The following is a 21900-nucleotide window of genomic DNA, read 5'->3' on the forward strand; positions in this document are numbered from 1 at the left end:
GCACCGGCGTGGCCTTTCATTTCCCGCACTTCGCCATCCTCACCTCGACGGCGATCCTCGCGGGGCAAGGGGCCCGCGGTGGCCAGGGCGGATCCGGGTTGCCCATGCCGCCGGCGCCCAAGGACTCGGCCCCATGACCGATACGCCGGAACGCCTCACCACCGCCCTTGGCCGCAGCTACCGCCTCGAGCGTGAGCTCGGCGCCGGCGGTATGGCCACCGTGTACCTCGCGCACGACATCAAGCACGAGCGCGATGTCGCCATCAAGGTGCTGCGTGCCGACGTCGCCCAATCGCTCGGCGCCGAGCGATTCCTGCGCGAGATCCGCATGGCTGCCCGGCTCAGTCATCCGCACATCCTGCCACTGTTCGACTCGGGGCAGGTGGAGGACACCCTGTACTACGTGATGCCGGTGGTGCGCGGGGAGTCGCTGCGCGACCGCTTGGATCGTGAACGCATGCTGCCCGTGGAGGACGCCGTGCGCATCGCCGCCGAAGTCGCTGGCGCGCTGGAGCACGCGCACCGGAGCGGGGTGGTGCACCGCGACATCAAGCCCGACAACATCTTGCTGCAAGACGGGCATGCGCTCGTCGCCGACTTCGGCATCGGCAAGGCGCTTGGCGCCGTCGATCCCGCGACGGCCACACAAACCGGCATGAGTGTCGGGACCCCCGCCTACATGAGTCCCGAGCAGGCGTCAGGCGAAGCCGTCGACGGCCGCAGCGATCTGTATTCGCTGGGGTGCGTGCTGTACGAGATGCTGGTGGGCGAGCAGCCGTTCACCGGGGCCACGGTGCAGGCGGTGATCGCCAAGCGCTTCGTGCAAACGCCGGCCGACGTGACCGGGCTGCGTGAAGGAATTTCGCGGACGGTGGCGAACGCGGTGCAGAAGGCGTTGGCGAGGGCGCCCATGGATCGCTACGCCACCGCCGCCCTGTTCGTCACGGCGCTGCAGGAAGTGGACAGCGTGACCGCCAAACCCGCACCGCCGGCGCAGTCGCTGGCCGTGATGGCGTTCGTCAATCGCAGCGGCGACGCCGACAATCAGTTCTTCTCCGATGGCCTCAGTGAAGATCTCATCAACGCACTCACCGCGCTGCCCGGGCTGCACGTGGCATCGCGGACCTCGGCCTTCCGCTTTCGCGGCAGCGAGTTGGACATCCGCGAGATCGGCGACCAGCTCAACGTCGCCTGCGTGCTGGAAGGGAGCGTGCGACGCGTGGGCTCCAAACTCCGCGTCACCGCGCAACTGGTGAGTGTAGAGACCGGCTTTCAGCTCTGGTCGGAGCGGTACGATCGCGAGATGGCCGACGTGTTCGAGATCCAGGACGAGATCGTCGCGTCGATCGTGAGTGCGTTGATGCCGACGCTGCTGGCCGGGGGCGTGGTGCCGCCAGCAGTACCCGCGGTGCGTCGCTCGACCGAAAACCTCGAGGCCTACGAGTTGTACCTCAAGGGGCGGCACTACTGGCACCAGCGGTCGCCGGCCACGGTGCGCATCGCGATCCAGCAGTTCGAGCAGGCCATCGCCCTCGATGCCGACTATGCCTTGGCGTACTGCGGCCTCGCCGACTGCTATGGCATCCTGCGCGTGTACGGATGGGTGGCACCCCACGCCATCCGGGACAAGGCGAAGGCTGCCGTGGATCGCGCAATGACCATCGATGCGTCGCTGGCCGAGGCGAACTTCTCGAAGGCGTTCTACACGTTCTACTTCGAACGGAAGTGGCGCGAGGCGCGGCCCTATTTCGCCCGATCCATCGAGATCAATCCGCGCGCGTCGTTGCATCTGATGTACTTCGCGCTGTTCGCGTCGATGGAGTACCGCGCCGACGAGGTCGAGCAGTTGCTCGCGCGCAGCGTGGCGCTTGATCCGTTGTCGCCCTTCCTGCATGGCCTCCGGTCCACGGCCTACTACACGATGGGCATGCACGAGCCAGCGCTGGCGGCGGCGCAACGGGCGATCGAGTTGCAGCCCGACTACCTGCTCGGGGTCTGGACGCACGGGCTCGCGTTGTGCGCGCTCGGGCGGTATACCGAGGGTATCGCGCAGCTCGAGCGTGCGGTGGCGATGTCACGGGCGCCGTTCTTCGTGTGCGTACTGGGACTGGGGTTGGGGCTGGCTGGTCGCGCGGAAGACGCGCGGCTCTTGCTCGCCGAGCTCGACGATCGGGCCTCGCGCGGCGAGTACGTGCCCCCGTTCACACGGCTGGCCCTCCATGTGGGGCTCGGCGACCTGGTGCACGTCCGCCGCGAGCTCGCCGCCGCGCTGGAGGAGGTCACGCCGCCGTTCAGCTTTCGGGTCACGAGTGGGGTGTTCCTCGACCGCTATCGCAGCGACCCCGAGGTCGCGCGGCTGCTCGATGCCTGGTTTGCCGGGGAGCGCATGGACCGGGAGAGTTGAGGGGCGTCGACGTCGGGGGACATGCACCGTTCGACGCGCGACGCGCGACGGGAGGAGTGAGTGAACTCTCAGACGTCGATGCTGCTCCCGAAAGATATAATTCACAACGGTTTAGCTTCTGTGCGCGAATTGGCAATCGAATTGACACACAGCGTGTGTACACGTATTATGTGTAATGAAGAACATCACCCTCGCGCTCGATGAGGAAACGCTCGCGGCCGGCCGCGCCTACGCGGAGCGTCATCACACCACGCTGAATGCGCTGGTGCGCGATCTGCTGGCACGCACCGTTCATGTGGATCGCGCGGCCGCCGTTGAGGAGCTGTTTCGGTTGATGGACCAGGCGCCGGGCCGCTCGGGCGGCACACGGTGGACGCGAGACGAGCTGTATGAGCGGCGGTAAGGTCTTTTTCGATACGAACGTGTTGGTGTACGCGCAGGATCTTGATGCGCCGCACAAGCGTGAACGCAGTCGCCAGCTGATGGCGGAGGTGGCGGCGGCGGGCGGCGGTGTGATCTCGACCCAGGTGCTGCAGGAGTACTACGTCACCGCCACGCGCAAACTGGGTGTCACACCGCTGGCCGCGAAGTCTGTCGTGCAATCGTTCCGCATGTTCGAGATTGTGCAGCTCTCGCCCGATCTGATCGAGCAGGCCATCGATCGGTCGGTGCTGAGCCAGCTCTCGTTTTGGGATGCCCTCATCGTGGCCGCATCGGCCGCCAGCGGGTGCACGACGATCTACAGTGAAGACTTGAATGCTGGACAGGTGATTGGCGGTGTGAGGGTGGTGAATCCGTTCGGATAAGCGACGTGCTGGCCGCGTCGTGCGCCCACGGGTATCTTCGCCACGCGCCGGTTGGCGCGTGCCAATCGGCGCCACTTCTACAATGCCGTCGTTCGTGACTCCCCCTTCCGACCGCCTCACCGCCGCCCTTAGCCGCAGCTACCGCATTGACCGCGAGCTCGGCGCCGGCGGCATGGCCACCGTGTATCTCGCGCACGACCTCAAGCACGAGCGCGACGTGGCCATCAAGGTGCTGCACCCCGATCTCGGGGCGGCGCTCGGCGCCGAGCGGTTCCTGAGCGAAATCAAGACCACCGCCAAGCTGCAGCATCCGCACATTCTGCCGCTGCTGGATTCCGGCGCGGCGGATGGGTTGCTGTACTACGTGATGCCGCTGGTGAAGGGCGAAACGCTGCGCACGCGCCTCGAGCGCGAGTCGCAGCTGCCGGTGGCCGACGCGCTGCTCATTGCCCGCGAAGTGGCCGACGCGCTCAGCGAGGCGCACGGACAGGGGATCGTGCACCGCGACATCAAGCCCGAGAACATTCTCCTGCAGGGCGGCCACGCCCTCGTGGCCGACTTCGGCATCGCGCTGGCGGTGCAGCAGGCGGGCGGGCAGCGCATGACGCAAACCGGCCTCTCGTTGGGCACGCCGCAGTACATGGCCCCCGAGCAGGCCATGGGCGACAGGGCGGTGGATCACCGCGCCGACCAGTATGCGCTGGCCGCCGTGACCTACGAGATGCTCACCAGCGAACCGCCGCACACGGGTACCAACCCGCAGGCGATCGTGGCCAAGCTGCTCACCGAGGCGGTGCGCCCGGCGACCGTGCTGCGCCCGTCGGTGCCGGCGCATGTAGACGCGGCCATCCGCCGCGCACTGGAGAAGCTGCCGGCCGACCGCTTCGCGTCCACGAAGGGCTTTGCCGATGCCCTCGAACGGCCGGGGCTCACGGGCGACACCGGGTTCGCCGCCGCCGCGCGGCCGCAGCCGCGGTGGCGGAGGCTGCTCTCCTCTCCGCTGTGGGCCGCGGCCGGCGTCGCGGCGCTGGCGGCGGCAGTCGGCATCACACAGCGAACGGCCGCCCCCACGCTGCCCGTGGTCCGCTTCTCGCTGCCGCTGGCCGACGCCCAGGCCGGGAGCATCCTTGGCACCGGCGAGATGCTCGCCATCGCCCCCGACGGCAGCGCCATCGCCTACATCGCCGCCACGGCCAGCAACGGCTTGCTGTATGTGCGCCGGCTCGACGAGCTCACCCCGCGGGCGCTGCCGGGCACCGAGGGCTCGCGCGCGCCCTTCTTCTCCCCCGACGGCAAGTGGGTCGCCTTTGTGGCGCGCGGCAAGCTGCGGAAGGTGTCGGTGGAGGGGGGCCCCGTGACCGAGCTCACCGATGGCAGCATCCTCCCCGACAACACGGGCGGCGTGTGGACCCCCGCCGGCGACGTCATCTTCTCGCGCACCAACGATACCAAGTTCGCCGAAGCGATCCTGCTGCGCGTCCCGGCAACCGGCGGCCCGATCAGCCCCTTCGGGCGTCGTGACAGCACGCTGGGGGAGGTGTCGAGTCCGATCATGGCGCCCGATGGCAAGACGATGGTCGGTATCTGGGTCCAGTCGCGCATCAAGGCGGGGTCGGTCACCCCGCTCTGTCTGCTCGGCCCCGATGGCGAGCTCACGCGCCTCGAGGTCGGGGCCGAGCGACCACTCGGCTTCGTGGATGATCGGCTCATCTACCTGCGCAACGACGGCACCATCATGGCCGTCCCCATCGACCTGAGCGCGCGCAAGCTCACCGGGCCGCCCACCGCACTCCTCGAGGCGGTGAGCAGTCCGGTCATGTCCGCCTCCGGTACGCTCATGTACTCGCCGGGGCAGCCGGCCACGACGGCTGTGCTCGTCGACGAGGCCGGCGCCGCCACGCCTCTGGTTGGCGAGCCGCGCCAGTTCGGCAACCCGCGTTATTCCCCCGATGGCCGGCGGGTGGCCTTCGATATCGGCAGCCCGCAGGGGCGTGACATCTGGATCTTCGAGATCGCCTCGGCCACCCTCACCCGGCTCACCTCCGCCGGCAGCAACGTGCGGCCGGAGTGGAGCCCCGACGGTCAGCGCGTGCTCTATCGGCAGGTCACGCCGCGCAAAGGCATCTGGTGGCAGCCCGCCAATGGCAGTGGCGCGCCAGAGTTGCTCGTGGAGGTGCCGGGCGGACCGAACGAAGGGGTGATCTCCCCCGACGGGCGCACGCTCATGTATCGCACCGACGAGGGGACCGGCGACCAGCACATCATCACCATGCCGATGGACAAGTCGGCGCCGCCCACGCCGCTGGTCACAAGGGCGGTCAACTGGGCCCCCCGGTTCTCCCCGAACGGCCAGTGGATTGCCTACAGCTCCGACGAGTCGGGAACGGCGGAGATCTACGTGCGCCCCTTCCCCGGCCCGGGCGGGCGCATTCAGGTCTCGAACGAGGGCGGAAGCGAACCGGTGTGGTCGCGTGACGGGCGCACGTTGTACTACCGGCAGGGCGATGCCCTGATCGCCGCGGCGGTATCGGCGACACCGACCTTTACCGTGCAGTCACGCCGGCAGCTGTTCGTGGGCCCCTATGAGGCCTCGGGCCCCCACGCCACCTACGACGTAGCGCCCGATGGCAAGCACCTGCTCATGCTCAAGGCCAGGGAGGATCGGGCGCCGGTCGTGATGGTGCTGAACTGGGCGGCCGAAGTGCGGGCCCGGCTCCAGGCGCCGTGAGGCACCCGCCATACCTGAGATTTTCGCTCGTACACCGTGTGGGATGGCGTGTGCTTTGTGCTCGAACGCACCCGCTGATCTTCGGTAGGCGCATCCGCTCGCGACCCCTGGCGATTGCCGCAAGCACGCCTTTGGAGCGCTCTATATGTGCCAGCTATACGCCAGCAAAACGCCAGCATTAGGCTACGGCTTGTAGTGAGCCCCCCGTGTACACCGCCACGCCGGCGGTGCGACCACGGTAACGGTTCTGTGCGCTTGACGGAAAGCCTATATGCCTCCACTTTGGAGGAAAAAGGAGGCGTTTCGTGGCTATTCTCAACATCAAGAATCTTCCCGACGCCCTGTACGAGCGACTCAAGGCTCGCGCCGAGCAGCAGCATCGGTCGGTGGCGCAGGAAGTCACGCACATCCTCGATCAGGTGCTGGGGGGCGCTGAGCCGCTCTCCATTCTCGACCTGCAGGGTCTTGGCAAGTCGGCGTGGGCCGGAACCGATGCGGTCGCGCACGTGGACGCCGAGCGCCGCGCGTGGGATTGACCGAGGCGGCGGGGTCGGGCCCGATCGCCGTCGATACGGCGCTCTTCATCTACTTCATCGAGGAGCACCCGCGATTTCTTGCGCCGGTCCGTGCACTCTTCGCCAGGGCAGATGCGGGCGATCAGGAGATTGTCACCTCGGCGTTGACCCTGCTCGAAGTGCTGGTGGTGCCGTATCGCGCCGGCGACCGGGCGCTCGCCGCGAGGTATGACGCGCTGCTGACCCGATCGCGCGGGGTGAAGGTGGTGGACCTGACGCGGGATCAGTTGCGGACCGCAGCGCGGCTCCGGGCGCAGTACCCCACCCTCCGCACCCCTGATGCCATGCAGCTGGCGGCGGCCATTGGCGCGGGGTGCACCACGTTTGTCACCAACGACCGGCGTCTGCCGTCACCGGACGGAGTGCGCGTGCTGCAACTCTCGGAGTGCGAATGACGACCATGTCGCGTCTCACCACCGCCCTGCATAACCGCTACCGTGTTGAGCGTGAACTCGGGCAGGGCGGCATGGCTACCGTGTACCTCGCGCACGACCTGCGCCATGAGCGCGATGTGGCCATCAAGGTGCTGCATCCGGATCTTGGCGCCGCCCTCGGCGCCGAGCGGTTCCTGAGCGAAATCAAGACCACCGCCAGGCTGCAGCACCCGCACATTCTGCCGCTGCTCGACAGTGGTGCCGCGGATGGCCTGCTGTACTACGTCATGCCCTACGTGCGCGGCGAAACGCTGCGCGCGCGGCTCGAGCGGGAAACCCAGCTGCCGATTGCCGACGCTGTGCGCATCGCCACCGAGGTGGCCGAGGCGCTGCAGGCGGCGCATGCCCTCGGCATCGTGCACCGCGACATCAAGCCCGAGAATATCCTGCTGCAGGACGGGCACGCCCTGGTGGCCGATTTCGGCATCGCGCTCGCGGTGCAGCAGGCGGGCGGGCAGCGCATCACGCAGACGGGGCTGTCGCTGGGCACCCCCGCCTACATGAGCCCCGAGCAGGCCGGCGCCGAGAAGACGCTGGATGGCCGCAGCGACCAATACGCGCTGGCAGCGGTGCTGTACGAGATGCTCGCTGGGGCGCCGCCCTTCACCGGCCCGTCCGTGGCGGCGGTGATGGCGCGACTCATGACCGAGCGTCCGAGGCCGGTGCATGAGCAGCGTGCGTCGGTGCCGCCCGCCGTCTCCGCTGCGGTGGGCCGCGCGCTGGAAAAGCTCCCGGCCGACCGGTTCGCCAGCTGCGCCGAGTTCGCGCGGGCACTGGGGGACTCCCACACCGCGCGGGCTGATGCGGTTGGCGCACCGGCGAGCGCTCGCAGCCGGTGGCGGCCAGCCGTGGGCATCGCCGCCGCCGCCCTGCTGGCCGCCGGCGCCTGGTGGATGGGGCAGCAGAGGCGCCGCGACGACGATCGCGTGGCGGTGCAGGGGGCCCTGTTGGTGCCCCCGCGCCTGAGCTTCGCCCGCTCGCTGGGCGACCGGGCCATCGGTGTCACCGACGATGGGCGCGAGGTGATCTACAGCGCCCGCGCCGGGAACGATGACCCGGTCTCGCGCCTCTACATCCAGCGCATCGATGAGGACAGCGCCACGCTCATCCCCGGCTCGGAAGACCTGACGGCGCCTACGCCGTCCCCCGACGGTCGCTGGCTGGCGGCCAACAATGCGAGTGGCCGGCTGGTGGTCATCCCCTTGCGCGGCGGCGCCGCCGACCTGCGCCCTTTGGTGGACGGGACCTTCAACTTCCTGGCGTGGGCCGACGACGGTACGCTGGTGCTTTCCCGAGGGGACTTCCTTAGTGTCGAGCGGCTCGACCCCGCGACGCGCACCCTCACCACGCTGGTCAGGGTGCCCGATCCGGGGGTCTGGGTGCAGGCGGTGCTGGCGGGTGGAGACCGCGCGCTGGTCGTGCGGGGGGGGAACTCAGCCAAGACCGGGACGCTGGCCGTGCTCGACCTGGCCACCGGGACCCTGGCGACCGTCCTCGACGCACAGGTCGCGGCGGCGCGCCTCACCCCCGGGTTTCTCGCCGTGCAAGTCGCCGGTGGCGATGTGCAGCTGGTGCCGTTCGACGAGCGGCGCGGCACGGTGACCGGGGCGCCCGTCACCGTGGCGCGCGGCGTCTTCCAGGTGGGCGGCAACGGCTCCACGCAACTCGCGGCGGCGCGTCGCCATCCCATGATCGTCTATGGCGGCCGCGATCTGACCCGCCTCGTGCTGGTGGATAACGACGGGGGCGCCACGCCGGTGACCACCCGCTCCGGAGAGTGGCACCGGCCCACCTTCTCCCCCGACGGCCGTCGCCTGCTGGCCGACCTCTCCGGCGAAGACGGTCGCAACGTCTGGGCCATCGACCTCGCGAGCGGGGTCCCCACCCGTGCAACGACCGCCCGCAACGGCCACGATGCCATCTGGGCCCCCGACGGACGGAGCTTCGTGTTCCTGTCCGACGAGTCGGGGCCGCTTGGCCTGCGCCGAGGCACCCTCGACGCCGCCGCGCGCCCCGAGTCGCTGTACACCGGTCCGCTCGCCGGGGCACCGACCGGCTGGCACCCGGGAAGCGGTGATCTTCTCGTGTCGGCCGTCCCCGCCGGGCGCAGCAACATGGACGTGCTGCGCATCGGCGCGGCGGGGCGCGGCCCGGTCTCCACTCTGTACGGCGAGGCCACCTCCGACGAGATCTCCGGCGCCATTTCCCCGGATGGTCGTTGGCTGGCCTACGGGTCCGATGTCGGCGGTCGCTCGCGCGTCTACGTCCGCCCAGCCAATGGCGCCGGGCCCGCCGTGACCGTCACCCCCGATGGCGGCAGTGAGCCACTCTGGTCGCGCGACGGCCGTACGCTGTACTTCCGGATGATCGACGGACGCGGCGAGCGCATGGGCGTCGCGCGGGTCGAGCCCGGGGCGGAGCTGCGCATTACCCCCGCGACCACGCGCTTTCCAATCGATCGCTACTCTCCCGCCACCCCGCACACGAACTTCGACGTGGCCCCCGACGGCAGCCGCTTCGTGTTCGTCGAGGCTGGCGAAATCAGCCGGATCGTGCTGGTGCACGAGTTGGAGGCGCTCTATCGCCAGCGCCAGGGGGCGCGATGAGCGGGGCGCCCATCAGCAGCTGCGACGCGATCTCCATCACTACCGCGACGCGGCCGGTCTGGAGGTGGCTCTGGTGTCGACCGACGGCCGCAGCGTGACGCTCATCGAGGCGAAGTCGGGGGCCACCATCGCCAGTGATTACACCGATGGGGTCGATCGGCTTGCGCGCGTCCTGCGTGCCCGCGCCCACGACCGCCCGATCGCCACGCGGGTCATCCATGGCGGCATGACGCGACAGACACGCGGCCCCACCCAACTCGTGCCCTGGTACGAGATCGATCAGCACACCTGGATCGACACGGACGCCCCCGCATGACCGCAGCACACGCCCGCCTCGCCGCCGCGATGCATGCACGCAGGCGGCGCCGGCGCCGGAGCGCGACACCGGCGAGCCCCGCAAGGCCGGCGGGCATGAGCGCGAAGGTATTCGGTGCGGGCACGACATCCGGTACCGTGACCGAGCTGGTGATGCGCACGGCGAGTCCATGTGGAACGAGCACTGCAGGCCCAGCCTGAGTTGGTCGCCGGCGTCGAGCGAGCACGTCGTGCGCAGGAGGTACGGAACCGCCGGCGCGAACGTACAGACCCCTGCCGCCGCCAGAGCAGGAACGTCGTATCACGTCACTACCGCGCCCCCGTTCCCCTGGCTTCCACGAACGCATAGTTTCCCGATTCACCCGGCGCGGCCTCCAGCCGCGCCGTCTGCTTTTCCCACCGGGGAGCCGCCCGAGCGCTCCCCAGCCTGGGTCGCATATCCATGCACGCACCGTCCGGGGCCGCGCGCCCGCACCGCGACTTTCTGAACATCGCCGACTTCACGCCGGCGGAGACGTTCGCCCTGCTCGACCTCGCCGAGCGCATGCGAGCCGGGACGTACGACGCCAGGCCACTCGCCGGGAAGGCGCTGGCCATGCTGTTCATGAAGTCCTCCACCCGCACGCGCATGTCGTTCGAGGTGGGCGCCATTCAGCTGGGCGGCACGGCGCACTTCCTTTCTCCGCGCGACGTGCAGATCGGCCGGGGGGAGCCCATCGCCGACACCGCGCGGGTGCTGTCACGCTATGTGCAGGGCATCATGATCCGCACCTTCGCGCATCAGGATGTCGTCGAACTCGCCGAGTACGCGAGCGTGCCGGTCATCAATGGCCTCACCGATCTGTCGCACCCCTGTCAGATCCTCGCCGATGTCCTCACGGTGCAGCAGCATCTGGGCGACATCCGCGGCAAGACCGTGGCGTGGATCGGCGACGGCAACAACATGGCCAACTCCTGGATCGAGGCGGCTGCGCATCTTGGCTTCGCGTTGCGCGTGGCGTGTCCCGAGGGGTATGAGCCCGATGCCCAGTTCCTCGCCCAGGCCGAGGCCACGGGCGGCGATGTGCGACTGCTGCGCGATCCGCGCGAGGCAGTGGAGGCCGCCGATGTCGTGACCACCGATGTCTGGGCCTCCATGGGGCAGGAGGAGGAACAGGGCAGGCGGGCGATGGCATTCGCACTATATCAGGTGGATGCCGACCTCATGGCCCGCGCCCGACGTCACGCGATCTTCCTGCACTGTCTGCCGGCGCACCGCGGCGAAGAAGTCACCGCCGACGTGATCGACGGCCCCCAGAGCGTGGTGTGGGACGAAGCCGAAAACCGTCTGCACATCCAGAAGGCCATCATGGCCGCGCTCATGGGCAACGTGCCCCTCTGAACTTTCGTCTCTCCCTTATGCCCATCGCTGCCGGTCAGCCCGCCCCCGACTTCACGCTCCCCACCGACTCCGGCGAGTCGCTCACGCTCTCCTCGCTGCGCGGCCAGTGGGTGGTGCTGTACGCCTATCCCAAGGACGACACCTCCGGCTGCACCACCGAGGCGTGCGAGTTCCGCGATCTCTTCCCGAAGTTCAAGAAGGGCAAGCACCAGGCTGTCGTGCTTGGCATCAGCCCCGATTCCGTCAAGAGCCACCAGAAGTTCAAGACCAAGTACGCGCTCCCCTTCACGCTGCTCGCCGATGAGGACAAGGTCGCACTGCAGGCCTATGACATCTGGAAGGAGAAGAGCATGTACGGACGCAAGTACATGGGCGTCGAGCGCACCACCTTCGTCATCAACCCCGAGGGCGTCATTGCCCACGTGTTCGAAAAGGTGAAGCCCGCCGGCCACGCCGAAGCGGTCATGGCCGTCATCGGCTGATCTGCGGCCTCGGGGCTGCCGCAATGGCTGGCACACGACTGCCAGAACGGGCATCTTTCCGGGGTGCGGCCAATCACGGCCGCACCCCGCTTCTTTCCAGCCCATGACTGCCATCGATTCCGGCGCGCTCAAGCGCACGCCGCTTCACGATATTCACGGTGCCCTCGGCGCCAAGCTCGTCCCCTTCGCGGGCTACGAAATGCCGGTGCAGTACCCCACCGGCATTACCGTCGAACACAAGGCCGTGCGAGAGACCTGCGGCATGTTCGATGTGTCGCACATGGGCGAGGTGCTCGTGCAGGGGCCCGACGCCATCCGCTTCGTGAACAGCGTGACCAGCAACGACGTGGCCGCGCTGGCGGTGGGGCAGGTGCAGTACAGCACGCTCCTGCGCGCCGATGGTACCATTGTCGACGACCTGCTCGTGTACCGCTTCGCCGATCACCTCATGCTGGTCATCAACGCCAGCAATCGCGACAAGGATCTGGCGCATCTGCGCGCGCATCAGGCGGCGTTCGACTGCACGCTCACCGACGTCAGCGACGACACCGCGCTGCTGGCGGTGCAGGGGCCGCAGGCGCCCGCCATTGTGGCGTCGCTCGCCAGTGTACCGCTGGATGGCATCAAGTACTACTGGTTCACCGAAGGCCGCATTGCCGGCGTGCCCGCCATCATTTCGCGCACCGGCTACACCGGCGAGCTGGGTTTCGAGCTGTACTTCGACCAGGCGCAGGCGGCGCACGTGTGGAACGCCGTGATGAACGCCGGCGCCGTGACCCCCGCGGGGCTGGGCTGTCGCGACTCGCTGCGGCTGGAAGCGGGCATGGCGCTGTACGGCCATGAACTCGACGACCACACCACGCCGCTGGAAGCGGGGCTCAACTGGCTCGTCAAGCTCGGCAAGAGCGAGCCGTTCCTCGGCAAGGATGTGCTCGTGCGCCAGCACCAGGAAGGCACTGACCGCAAGCTGGTGGGCTTCACGTTCGACGAGCGCGCCATTCCGCGTCACGGCTACGGCGTGTACTACGGCGGCGTGAAGGTGGGCGACGTGTGCAGCGGCACCATGAGTCCCACCCTCGGCATCCCGGTGGGCACCTGCTACCTCCCCACCGCGGCGGCGGTGGAGGGCACCACCTTCGACGTGGAGATTCGTGGCAAGATGATCCCCGCTCGCGTGGTGAAGCTCCCGTTCTACAAGCGTCCGGGGAAGGCGTGAGCACCCGCGCGCGCCCCACGGGGCGGCGCACCGGCAGCGACGACGGCAGCGCGCCGGTCGTCGCCATTCTCATGACCGATGTGGAGCTGGCCGTGCGGCTCAACGCAGCGCTCGAGGCGCTGGGAATGGCCACGGTCACCATCTCCCCCATGGACGACGTGCGCGGCGACCTGCGCCGCGCACGTCCCACCGTGCTGGTGCTCACCGGCGCACTGCTGGACACGGCCACCGTGGCGCTGGTGCGCCAGCTGCTGTGGGATAACGTGGCGGTGATCGGCTTCACCGATGTGAGCGACCCGCTGCTGCTGGAGCGGCTGCGTGACATCGGCTACGTCGAAACGTGGCCCAAGCCGGTGCCGATCGACGACGTGGTGGACAGCATCCGCCGCCGTCTGGAGCGGTTGCGCCTGGCCAGCGACACGGGGCTGGTCGGCGAGTCGGCGGCCATTCGCGAGGTGCTGGTGAAGGTGGAGCAGATCGCGCCGGTCACCAGTACGGTGCTCATCGAAGGGGAAAGCGGCACGGGCAAGGAGCTCGTGGCGCGTGCGGTGCACCGGCTCAGTCCTCGGCGCGGCAAACCGTTCATTGCCGTGAATGTGGGCGCGTTGCCCGAAACGCTGCTGGAAAGCGAACTGTTCGGCCACGAAAAGGGCGCGTTCACCGGTGCCGCCGAGCGACGGTTGGGGCGCTTCGAACTGGCTGATGCGGGCACACTGTTTCTCGACGAGATTGGCGAGATCCCCTCGGCCACCCAGGTGAAGCTGCTGCGGGTGCTGGAGGAGCGCGAAGTCACACGGGTGGGCGGCAGTCAGAGCATTCCGGTGGATGTGCGAGTGGTGGCCGCCACCAACCGGCCGCTGCGTGAGCACGTGGAGGAGGGGGGCTTCCGTGCCGACCTGTTCTATCGCCTGAACGTGCTGAGTGTGTACCTGCCGCCGCTGCGCGAGCGACGTGAGGACATTCCGCTGCTGGTGCGCACTTTCGTAACCGAGTTCAGCGCGTTGCACGATCGCGAGTTCCCTGGCATTTCGGGTGAAGCGCTGGAGATGCTCGTGGAGTATCCGTGGCCCGGCAATGTGCGGGAGCTGCGCAATCTGGTGGAGAGCATGGTGGTGCTCGCGCACGGGCGTGTGATTGGCGCCGATGACATCCCGCGTGCCATTCGGGAGCGCGGCGGGCGCCGCTTGCTTCCCGTGCCGGTTGGTCCGCTGGTGCAGGGTAGCGAGCGGGCGCAGGGGCGCGAGCTCGAGTTCATTGTGCGGTCGTTGGTGGAGCTCAAGCTGCAAGTTGAAGAGCTGCGACGTCGCATCGATATCGAGCAACGGCCGGTGGCGCCTGCCGGGTGGGTGGGCGATGCGCGTCCATCAGCGCCAATGGCCGGGCTCACGGAGATTCTTCCCGGCAACGGCTACGGCCTCGTGCGCGGCATCGAGCCACGTGACGAAACGCCTCCGGCGACGGTCATCACGCTGGGTCCGGGGATGACGATGGCGGAAATCGAGCGGGTCGCCATCCAGGCGGCGCTGCGTGACACGGGCGGAAATCGCCGCAAGGCAGCGGATCTGCTGGGTATTGGCGAGCGCACCCTGTACCGCAAACTGCGGGAGTACGAAGGAGAGGAGGGCGTCGAGGGGTTCCTCCCCGAAGACGAAGGTTGAGGTGTGGCGGGTTACCTTCATGCGGGACAAGACGTTGGGCGCTCTGAAGCCTTGCCGGAAAGCAATCCCGACCACATATTGGCCCCGATGACAGCCGGACCCATTCCACCGGTTTGCCCTCGCACCGGAGCCTGATCTGTCTATTCCAGTCAATTTCGGCATAAGCACCCCGTCGGCGGCCCCTGGTGCCATTGCCGGCAGTGTGCTGCCGCTCCGTCGCGCCGAGGAGCTCATTGCGACCCTGCCGGGGGTCATTTCCGTGCGTATCGTGCCTGGCGAGTCGGGTGCTGTGGAGGAGATCCACGTGCTGACCACCGATCAGGTGCCGCCGAAGAACACGGTGCGCAACATCGAGAGCGCACTGATGGCGCAGTTGGGGCTGCGGGTGAACCACCGCAAGGTGTCGGTGGCGACCACGCTCGATGCACCGCGGGCCATGGACGCGGCGCCGGAGCCTTCGGCGGTTGCGGGGTTGAGCGCCATTCCCGGCGGCGCGCCGGCGGCGGCCACCCCCCCCGCGCCCATGCCGTTCGTGGCTGGAAGCCCCACCCCAGGCGGGTCGGCTGCCGCGGGAACGCCGGCGCCACCGCCGGATTTCGTCCCTGTCGAATTCGCGTCCGGTACCTTTGGGCGGGCTCGATCGTCCCTAGGGGTGGCGGCGGCTCCCGACCTGTCGGCTGGTCGTCGGCTGCTGATCTTCGAGGATGTCGAGGTGCGGCGTTCGCGTTCGCGCGGGGTGCTGTGTCGAGTGACGTTGTCGCGGGACGGGCAGGAGTACTTCGGTGAGGCCGAGGGGCAGGATTCTGAGCGATCGCGCATCGAGTTGGCGGCGCGCGCGACGTTGCTGGCCATCGGCACGGCGATGAAGTCCACGGCGGGCGGCGAACGGAGTCTGTCGCTGGAGGGCGCCAAGTTCATCGACGCCTTCGATCGTGAGTTCGTGTTCGTGAGCGTGTCGGCGCGCGTCGGTCGCGAGCCGGTCTGTCTCACGGGTAGCTGCGAGATCCGGGAGAGCGCGGAAACGAGTGCGGTGTTGAGCGTACTCGACGCGACCAACCGGTGGGTGCACCTCGATCGGTAGAGCGCGGACGCACGCGTTCACACACATAACCCTCATTCGTCATCGACACGACGACATCACAAACGTCCCCGTCAGCCGTCTAGAGCGGAGCTGAGCGGGCAGGCCAAGCGGTAGGAGCGGAGCCAACTTTGATCGAGCACGTGCGGTCCCGAGCGGGGCACACGTGACTGACCCGAAGGGAGGTGACGTTCGATGGAATTCATGGCCCAGCTCGTGAATGCGGTCCTGGCGATCTTCTTCGCCGACATGAAGACGTGGGGCTGATTTAATCAGCCGGCTGGCGGGACATTTTTCTCATGAAGACAAGCGTAATCGCCTACGTTTACTCGATCGTTGTCGCCGCGGCGGCAGCGCTTGTCTTGTCGTATTGGTACGATCCGAGTTTTGCCATCGCACTATTTGCTGTCCCAGGATTGCTTGCGTTCGTCGCCTTTTTCGGTGCGATCTCTAGCTACAGGATTCAGGGTAGCACTTTTGGTGAAATCTCATTCATCCCGTACTTGACGGCGGTTGTCCTTTATCCGTCATGGTCGACTCTAGGCGCAATCGGCGTTGGTGCGTTACTAGCTGAGGTTGCGAAGCCCAAGACGGGTATCAAACGGGCGTTCAATGTAGCCCAGACAGTTCTTGCCGGCGCCGCTGCCCTTTTCGCGTATGTACTGCTCGGCGGCGTAGCCTTGCAGGTCGAAAAGGCGTTTCAGCCGCTTCCTCATTCCGCAGCAGTGGTCTCATTCCTGCTCGTCAACACCTTCGCGGTCGCGACTGCGATTGGTCTTGCTGAAGGCAAGAGTATCGTAAAGACGTGGGCAAAGGGAAACGTTGCGGGGCTAGCTTACGACGTGGTTGCCGTACTCGCTGTCTACGCATTTGCACGTGCCGCCGTCGATTGGGGCCTTTGGGGTATCTTGGGCTTCTGTGCAATCCTGGTGGTGCTACGATTTACCTACCAGTCGAAGCACCAGCTTGAGACTACCAACAAGGAACTGCTGGAGCTCTTCGTCCACACCGTCGAATTTCGGGACCCTTACACCTCGGGTCATTCACAGCGGGTGCGTCGATTCTCGCGGATCATTGCGCAGGTGATCGGCCTTTCACCAAAGGAAGTCGAACAGGTATCCAAGGCTGCACTCCTCCACGATGTTGGCAAGATTCACGAGATCTTCGCGCCAGTCCTCATGAAGCCAGGACGGCTTACTCCGGAAGAACGAGCCATCATGGAACTGCACCCAATCAAGAGTGCTGAACTCGTGGCAAAGATCTCCGAGCTCCAGGACATTGTGCCCGCCGTTCGCCACCATCATGAGAACTGGGACGGTACGGGATATCCGGACCGACTGCAGGGCAAGGAAATTCCGCTCGCGTCTCGAATCATCATGTTCGCAGACACGATCGATGCCATGACAACCGACCGGCCATACCGCAAAGCGCTCGGCGAAGCGGATGTGCGAGCCGAGCTTGTGAATTTCAGGGGAAGGCAATTCGACCCGGATATTTGCGACGCCCTCCTCGGTTCAGATAAGTTCTCGCGTATCTTCGATAAGAATGATGATGGCGGTGTCTATTCGCTAACTCAGATGTTCGATTCCATCCGTAGGCGCCGCCCCAAGACGCCGGCCGTCGCTTAGCGACCTGTCCTCGCAAGCTTAAGCTTGTGGAGTACGGGTCGGAGGAACGCATTTGGAGCTGAACGTTCTCTCCGCGTCTTTTGCATGTATTCACCGAGAATGCTCGCTGCATCTTCGTGGCGATTCAGTCTGATCAGCGACTCTCCGATTCTCGACGCCAGGAAGTCAGAGGCGCAGTACCCAGCCGACTGAAAGAAGCGAGAAACTGCGGTCGTAACTTGTGCTGAACTTGGACGCCACTTCCTGTCAATCAGCCCTACGCCAAGCTCCAGGCCTGCGGAATATGCCAATGTCCGTAGTGGGCGAGTGCGCGAGAGCGTTTGCATTACCCTTTCGCACTGCAGCGCGGCCTCCTCGCGATCCTCTTCCGCGATAGCCATGAGACACAGATGCGCGTGGATGTAGTTGTTCGCGGCATCGTCAGCGTTCGCTTCGCCGAGCCGGCGGAGCTCTGTCGTCCAGCGCTTAGCACCCTGTACATCACCAGTCTCGAGCGCCAACTGCGCCAACTGCCAGATTGGATACTCTGCCAAGCGAGGTGAGCCTATCTCCAAGGCGACCTCTCTCGCGCGATGCAGTGCGCTAACGGCCGCATTTGTATTTCCAATGATGCGGTAGACAAAACCAGCTCTTCCGCATTCGACGACGCGTTGCGCCGTGGACCGGGAATCGCTGTTTCTCCGGATAAGCTCGTCGGCAATGCCTACTGCGATGTCGACGGATCCGAATACGGTATGGTAGGTAAGCCCTAGCTTCTGCGTCTTTTCACTAGATCGGACATAATCGTCTGACAACTGAAGGCCAAGGTAGCAGTCTTCTGCCACCTTAGGATCGCACGTGTTAGATGCAATCAAGAGGCCGACATCGGCAGCGCGAATACGATAATCGAGTGACGTAGACTGGCTCTTGGCTACGTTCGCCGCAAAATCAGAAAGCGTGCGAGGGTCGGTCGTCGGTGACGAACGGTATGCTGCCTCCGCGAACGAGAGGCATAAGTCCAGTTCAGTCTCCGGCAATGAATCGATATCGGCAGGTAGTCGCAGCCCCTTGGGGAGCAAAGAGAGGGCACGACTGGATGCTCCATTCTGCGACTCTTGGTTCACCTGAAGCCGCGCAATGCGCTGCTCGGTACGAGTCTTGGGCACCTCCTCATGGAGTATCTCTATCGCTCCGAGCACCGTTGAAGGTCGATCACCCTTAATCAATGCCTCGTCGTGGTTGACGAAGAAGCGGTATAGAACCTCTGGGCGTCCGCTCATTGACGTATGGGTGAGTGCCTCAAGAAGTACGGTAAGGTCCGCGCTTCTCGAGTACTCCGATTCAAGCGCGTCTGCGATAGACGCACGTAGCGCTGCTTCCACCAGCGGCGACATACGTCGAAGGGACACCTGGCGAACCATGTCGTGTGTAATCACGACGGAGGCTAGACCCGTCATCAAGCACCCAGAAAGCTCAAGCTGCTCGATCGAGTGTATGAGCTCATGTACTGGAAGCTCAAGAACAAGCTTGATGCGTTCGAGTGTCGCGAGAGAGGCTAGTAGGCAGACTGTGTGGAGTGTATGCTGCGCGCGCGCATCTAATCGATCGATCCTCTGATCCAACAGTGCGCTCAGTGACGGTGGGACACCACCCGATGTTCCGGTTACGTGCCAGTGCTCAAGAAGCGCCCGCAACATCAGCGGATTCCCCTCGCACCCGCGGATGATCCACCGCTCCACTTCCTCCGGCACCGATACGCCATGTTCGTCCGCCGCGCCGCGCACCAGCGACAGGAGCGCGTCTTCCGCCAACGGCAGCAGGCGACGGTAGGTGAGAGGCGTCGGCAAGCGCGCCGGTCGCTCTTCGCGAATCGTCGCGAAACGCGAGGTCAGCACGATGTACACCCGCATCTCGTTCACCCGCTGGATCACGTCCGCCAGCACCTCCCACGACGCGTCGTCCAGCCAGTTCACATCCTCCGCCAGCAGGAAGATCGGCCGCTCTTCCGACACCGCAGCAAACAGATCCACCACCGCGTGACGGATCGACTGCGCCCGCATCGTACGAATCGCCAACTCCACCCGCTCCGTCACCGAGAGCTCGTGGTTCGACACGGCGTCGGCCTCCGCCGCCTCCTCCTCGCCCACAGCCATGGGGTTGGGCCCCAGCAGCTTGCGCAGCACCGTGAGGCTCTCCGGCGCGCAACCGATGGCCCCCGGGGCACTCAACAGGTCAGGGAGCGCTTCGATCAGCGCCCCCAGCGGCCGCGTCGTAATGCTCTCCCGGCACTCCATCACCACCTCACGGTACCCCTCCACCTGGGCCACCTTGAGGATCTCCAGCATCAGCCGAGTCTTGCCCATCCCCGGCGGACCATGCAGCAGGACGGCGCTGCCGTCGTGCCAGCGCGCGCGCCGCAGCGACATCGTGAGTTCGCTCAACTCCACGTCACGGCCGTGGAAATGCTTGTCCGTCACCAGCGCCACCGAGCGCCGACGCGCGGGCGCCTCCACGAAGCGCCGCCGCAGCAGCGTGGCCGGCAGGCGGATGTCGCCGGCGCCCGGGCCAAGCTCCTGCAGATACCGATCGAGGATGGCCACGGCCTCCGCCTTCGACCCCGACAGCGCCGCGCACTCCGCGAGCGCCAGCGTGGCATCCTCATTCAGCGGATCCAGCTGCAGCAGCCACGCGGCCACCATCTGCGTTCCCTTCCAGTCGGCGCGCTCCCGGCGCTGACGCAGGACGTCCACCAGCACCCGCCGCATCGCCCCGTGCAGCGTCTCGCGCGTTACGTCGAGCCACTCCTGCAGCGGGGCCGTCGGCGGCGTCACACCGGGCAGGAAGCTGCCATACGGTTCCGTCCCGCGCGTGACATCGCGATCGAAGCTGTCGGCGCTCGGCGCCAACGCGAAGTTCCGCTGCACCTGCGTGGTATCGAGGTGCACCACATCCCCTCGCAACGCCGTGCGTACCCCCATCGTGCGCAGCTTATACAACGCCTGCCGCAAGTTCCCGCGCTGACGCGACTCCTCCTGGTCGGGCCAGAACTCCCGCACCAGCGTGTCGCGCGCCACCGCCATGCCAGGGGTGTACGCCATGCGCAGCACCAGCAGGAAGAGCAACGCGTTGTGCATCCCCAGTGCCTGCTCACCCAGCAGCACGCGAGACGCCCCCAAGGTCTGCAGCTGAATGGAGACGGCGTGCAGCGCGTCCTCCTCGGTATCGGGCACGGCGCTCACGATGTCCGTCAGGTCCGGCAGGGTGGAAGGCAGTGACATGGCTACGGCTCAGCGGCCGACGAGAGAGACAGGATGCAGCACGGTGGGATGAGCCGCAACTTCGAGCGTTGCTGTCAGCGCCGCGTCATCTGGAATGGTCGCGTGGTCACGCAGGGCGTCGTTACCGATGATGCCTGAGCACGCGCGCAGCCGTCCGCCGTGCCAGCCGTGAGGCGTGATCCGCCACGACACGACGGGCGACACTCGCCATGAGTGCCGCCCGCGTGATAGTCTCCCGCCACTTCCACTGCCAACCGTACACCGCGTGCCGGGCGGCGGCGCCGAGGTTACGGCAGTTCGATGAGGGACTCGGTGGGAATGCCGTCGGCCTCGGCCTGGAAATTCACCACCAGGCGGTGCCGCAGGACACTCTTGGCCACGCTCTTCACATCGGCAATATCCGGCATCGCGCGGCCGTCCATCGCCGCGCGCGCCTTGGCCCCCAGCACGAGATACTGGGACGCGCGCGGACCGGCCCCCCAGCTCACATACTTCTTTACCTTCGCCGTGGCTTCCGGCGTGTCGGGGCGCGTACTGCGCACGAGCGCCACCGCATAGCTCACCAGGCTCGGCGGCGCCGGCAGCCGCCGCACGAGACGCTGCAGCCGAAGCAGCTCCTCGCCGCCCAACACCGGCGTGATGGTGCCCTGGCTGTCCCCCGTGGTGGAGCGCACGATCTGCTCCTCTTCCTCACGCGTCGGATAGCCGATGTTCAGCTCGAACATGAATCGGTCGAGCTGCGCTTCCGGCAGCGGGTACGTGCCTTCCTGCTCCACCGGATTCTGCGTGGCGAGCACGAAGAACGGGCGCGGCAGTTCGTACGTGCGCCCCGCCACGGTGACGGTACGCTCCTGCATGGCCTGCAACAGCGCGGCCTGCGTTTTTGGCGGGGCGCGATTGATTTCGTCGGCCAGCACCATGTTGCCGAACACCGGACCGGGCGCAAAGCGGAACGCCCGCTTCCCCGTACCCGGCTCCTCTTCCATCAGCTCGGTGCCGGTGATGTCACTCGGCATGAGATCGGGGGTGAACTGCACGCGCGAGAAGCTGAGGTCGAGTGCCTGCGCCACCGTTTGCACGAGCAGCGTCTTGGCGAGCCCGGGCACACCCACGAGCACCGCGTGACCGCCGGCGAGCAAGGCGGTCACGAGGTCATCCACCACGTGCGACTGGCCAACGATCCGTTGAGCGATCTGTGCCGTTAACTGCCGGCGCGCCTGCGCGAGCCGGTCGAGGAGCTGCAGATCCTGGCTGTCCGGCGCTGCGGTCTCGGAGGTCGAGGTCACGGGGGTGGGTTGGAGGGTCTCGCGTGGCCACTGTCGCAAACAGTAA

At 66.7% G+C, this 21900-nt stretch carries 16 protein-coding genes; 14 read left to right on the forward strand and 2 right to left on the reverse strand.

Annotated features, from left to right (window positions below):
• Nucleotides 1–133 precede the first annotated feature (133 nt).
• The 14 genes from O9271_RS01260 to O9271_RS01325 all read left to right on the forward strand — a co-directional run bounded on the left by O9271_RS01260 (nucleotide 134) and on the right by O9271_RS01325 (nucleotide 17311).
• Nucleotides 134–2404 (forward strand): protein kinase, encoded by a 2271-nt coding sequence (locus O9271_RS01260; protein WP_298265422.1) that lies wholly within the window; start codon nucleotides 134–136, stop codon nucleotides 2402–2404.
• 175 nt (nucleotides 2405–2579) lie between these two features.
• The gene (locus O9271_RS01265; protein ID WP_298265424.1) at nucleotides 2580–2807 is read left to right on the forward strand and encodes a hypothetical protein; all 228 of its coding nucleotides are present in this window, start codon (nucleotides 2580–2582) and stop codon (nucleotides 2805–2807) included.
• Nucleotides 2794–3210: a PIN domain-containing protein gene (locus O9271_RS01270; protein WP_298265426.1), complete on the forward strand. Its 417-nt coding sequence runs from the start codon at nucleotides 2794–2796 to the stop codon at nucleotides 3208–3210. The genes O9271_RS01265 and O9271_RS01270 overlap by 14 nt, the downstream gene beginning before the upstream one ends.
• 94 nt (nucleotides 3211–3304) lie before the next feature.
• Complete coding sequence (locus O9271_RS01275) at nucleotides 3305–5938, forward strand: protein kinase (protein WP_298265428.1); 2634 nt, start codon at nucleotides 3305–3307, stop codon at nucleotides 5936–5938.
• A 305-nt stretch (nucleotides 5939–6243) separates the two neighbouring features.
• Nucleotides 6244–6474: an Arc family DNA-binding protein gene (locus O9271_RS01280; RefSeq protein ID WP_298265430.1), complete on the forward strand. Its 231-nt coding sequence runs from the start codon at nucleotides 6244–6246 to the stop codon at nucleotides 6472–6474.
• A complete protein-coding gene (locus O9271_RS01285) occupies nucleotides 6465–6908 on the forward strand; it encodes a PIN domain-containing protein (RefSeq protein ID WP_298265432.1) in 444 nt (147 codons plus the stop codon). Before O9271_RS01280 ends, O9271_RS01285 begins: the two co-directional genes overlap by 10 nt.
• On the forward strand, nucleotides 6905–9553 hold the full coding sequence (locus O9271_RS01290; RefSeq protein WP_298265434.1) for a protein kinase: 2649 nt from the start codon (nucleotides 6905–6907) through the stop codon (nucleotides 9551–9553). The genes O9271_RS01285 and O9271_RS01290 overlap by 4 nt, the downstream gene beginning before the upstream one ends.
• 73 nt (nucleotides 9554–9626) lie before the next feature.
• Nucleotides 9627–9869 (forward strand): hypothetical protein, encoded by a 243-nt coding sequence (locus tag O9271_RS01295; RefSeq protein WP_298265436.1) that lies wholly within the window; start codon nucleotides 9627–9629, stop codon nucleotides 9867–9869.
• A gap of 441 nt (nucleotides 9870–10310) precedes the next feature.
• Entirely contained in the window at nucleotides 10311–11249 is a 939-nt protein-coding gene (gene argF / locus O9271_RS01300) for an ornithine carbamoyltransferase (protein ID WP_298265438.1), read from the forward strand.
• A gap of 17 nt (nucleotides 11250–11266) precedes the next feature.
• Complete coding sequence (gene bcp / locus O9271_RS01305) at nucleotides 11267–11731, forward strand: thioredoxin-dependent thiol peroxidase (RefSeq protein WP_298265440.1); 465 nt, start codon at nucleotides 11267–11269, stop codon at nucleotides 11729–11731.
• Nucleotides 11732–11834: 103 nt separating this feature from the next.
• Entirely contained in the window at nucleotides 11835–12947 is a 1113-nt protein-coding gene (gcvT, locus tag O9271_RS01310) for a glycine cleavage system aminomethyltransferase GcvT (RefSeq protein WP_298265442.1), read from the forward strand.
• On the forward strand, nucleotides 12944–14605 hold the full coding sequence (locus O9271_RS01315; protein WP_298265444.1) for a sigma-54 dependent transcriptional regulator: 1662 nt from the start codon (nucleotides 12944–12946) through the stop codon (nucleotides 14603–14605). The genes gcvT and O9271_RS01315 overlap by 4 nt, the downstream gene beginning before the upstream one ends.
• Before the next feature lie 202 nt (nucleotides 14606–14807).
• On the forward strand, nucleotides 14808–15686 hold the full coding sequence (locus O9271_RS01320; RefSeq protein WP_298265446.1) for a hypothetical protein: 879 nt from the start codon (nucleotides 14808–14810) through the stop codon (nucleotides 15684–15686).
• A 296-nt stretch (nucleotides 15687–15982) separates the two neighbouring features.
• On the forward strand, nucleotides 15983–17311 hold the full coding sequence (locus O9271_RS01325; protein WP_298265448.1) for an HD-GYP domain-containing protein: 1329 nt from the start codon (nucleotides 15983–15985) through the stop codon (nucleotides 17309–17311).
• On the opposite strand, the gene O9271_RS01330 is transcribed toward O9271_RS01325, so the two are convergent.
• Together O9271_RS01330 and O9271_RS01335 are read right to left on the reverse strand one after the other, a co-directional pair.
• Nucleotides 17308–20568: an AAA family ATPase gene (locus O9271_RS01330; protein ID WP_298265450.1), complete on the reverse strand. Its 3261-nt coding sequence runs from the start codon at nucleotides 20566–20568 to the stop codon at nucleotides 17308–17310. The genes O9271_RS01325 and O9271_RS01330 overlap by 4 nt on opposite strands.
• A gap of 287 nt (nucleotides 20569–20855) precedes the next feature.
• Complete coding sequence (locus O9271_RS01335) at nucleotides 20856–21854, reverse strand: MoxR family ATPase (protein ID WP_298265452.1); 999 nt, start codon at nucleotides 21852–21854, stop codon at nucleotides 20856–20858.
• Between the last annotated feature and the right edge of the window lie 46 nt (nucleotides 21855–21900).

Source organism: Gemmatimonas sp., assembly GCF_027531815.1.
GTDB lineage: Bacteria > Gemmatimonadota > Gemmatimonadetes > Gemmatimonadales > Gemmatimonadaceae > Gemmatimonas.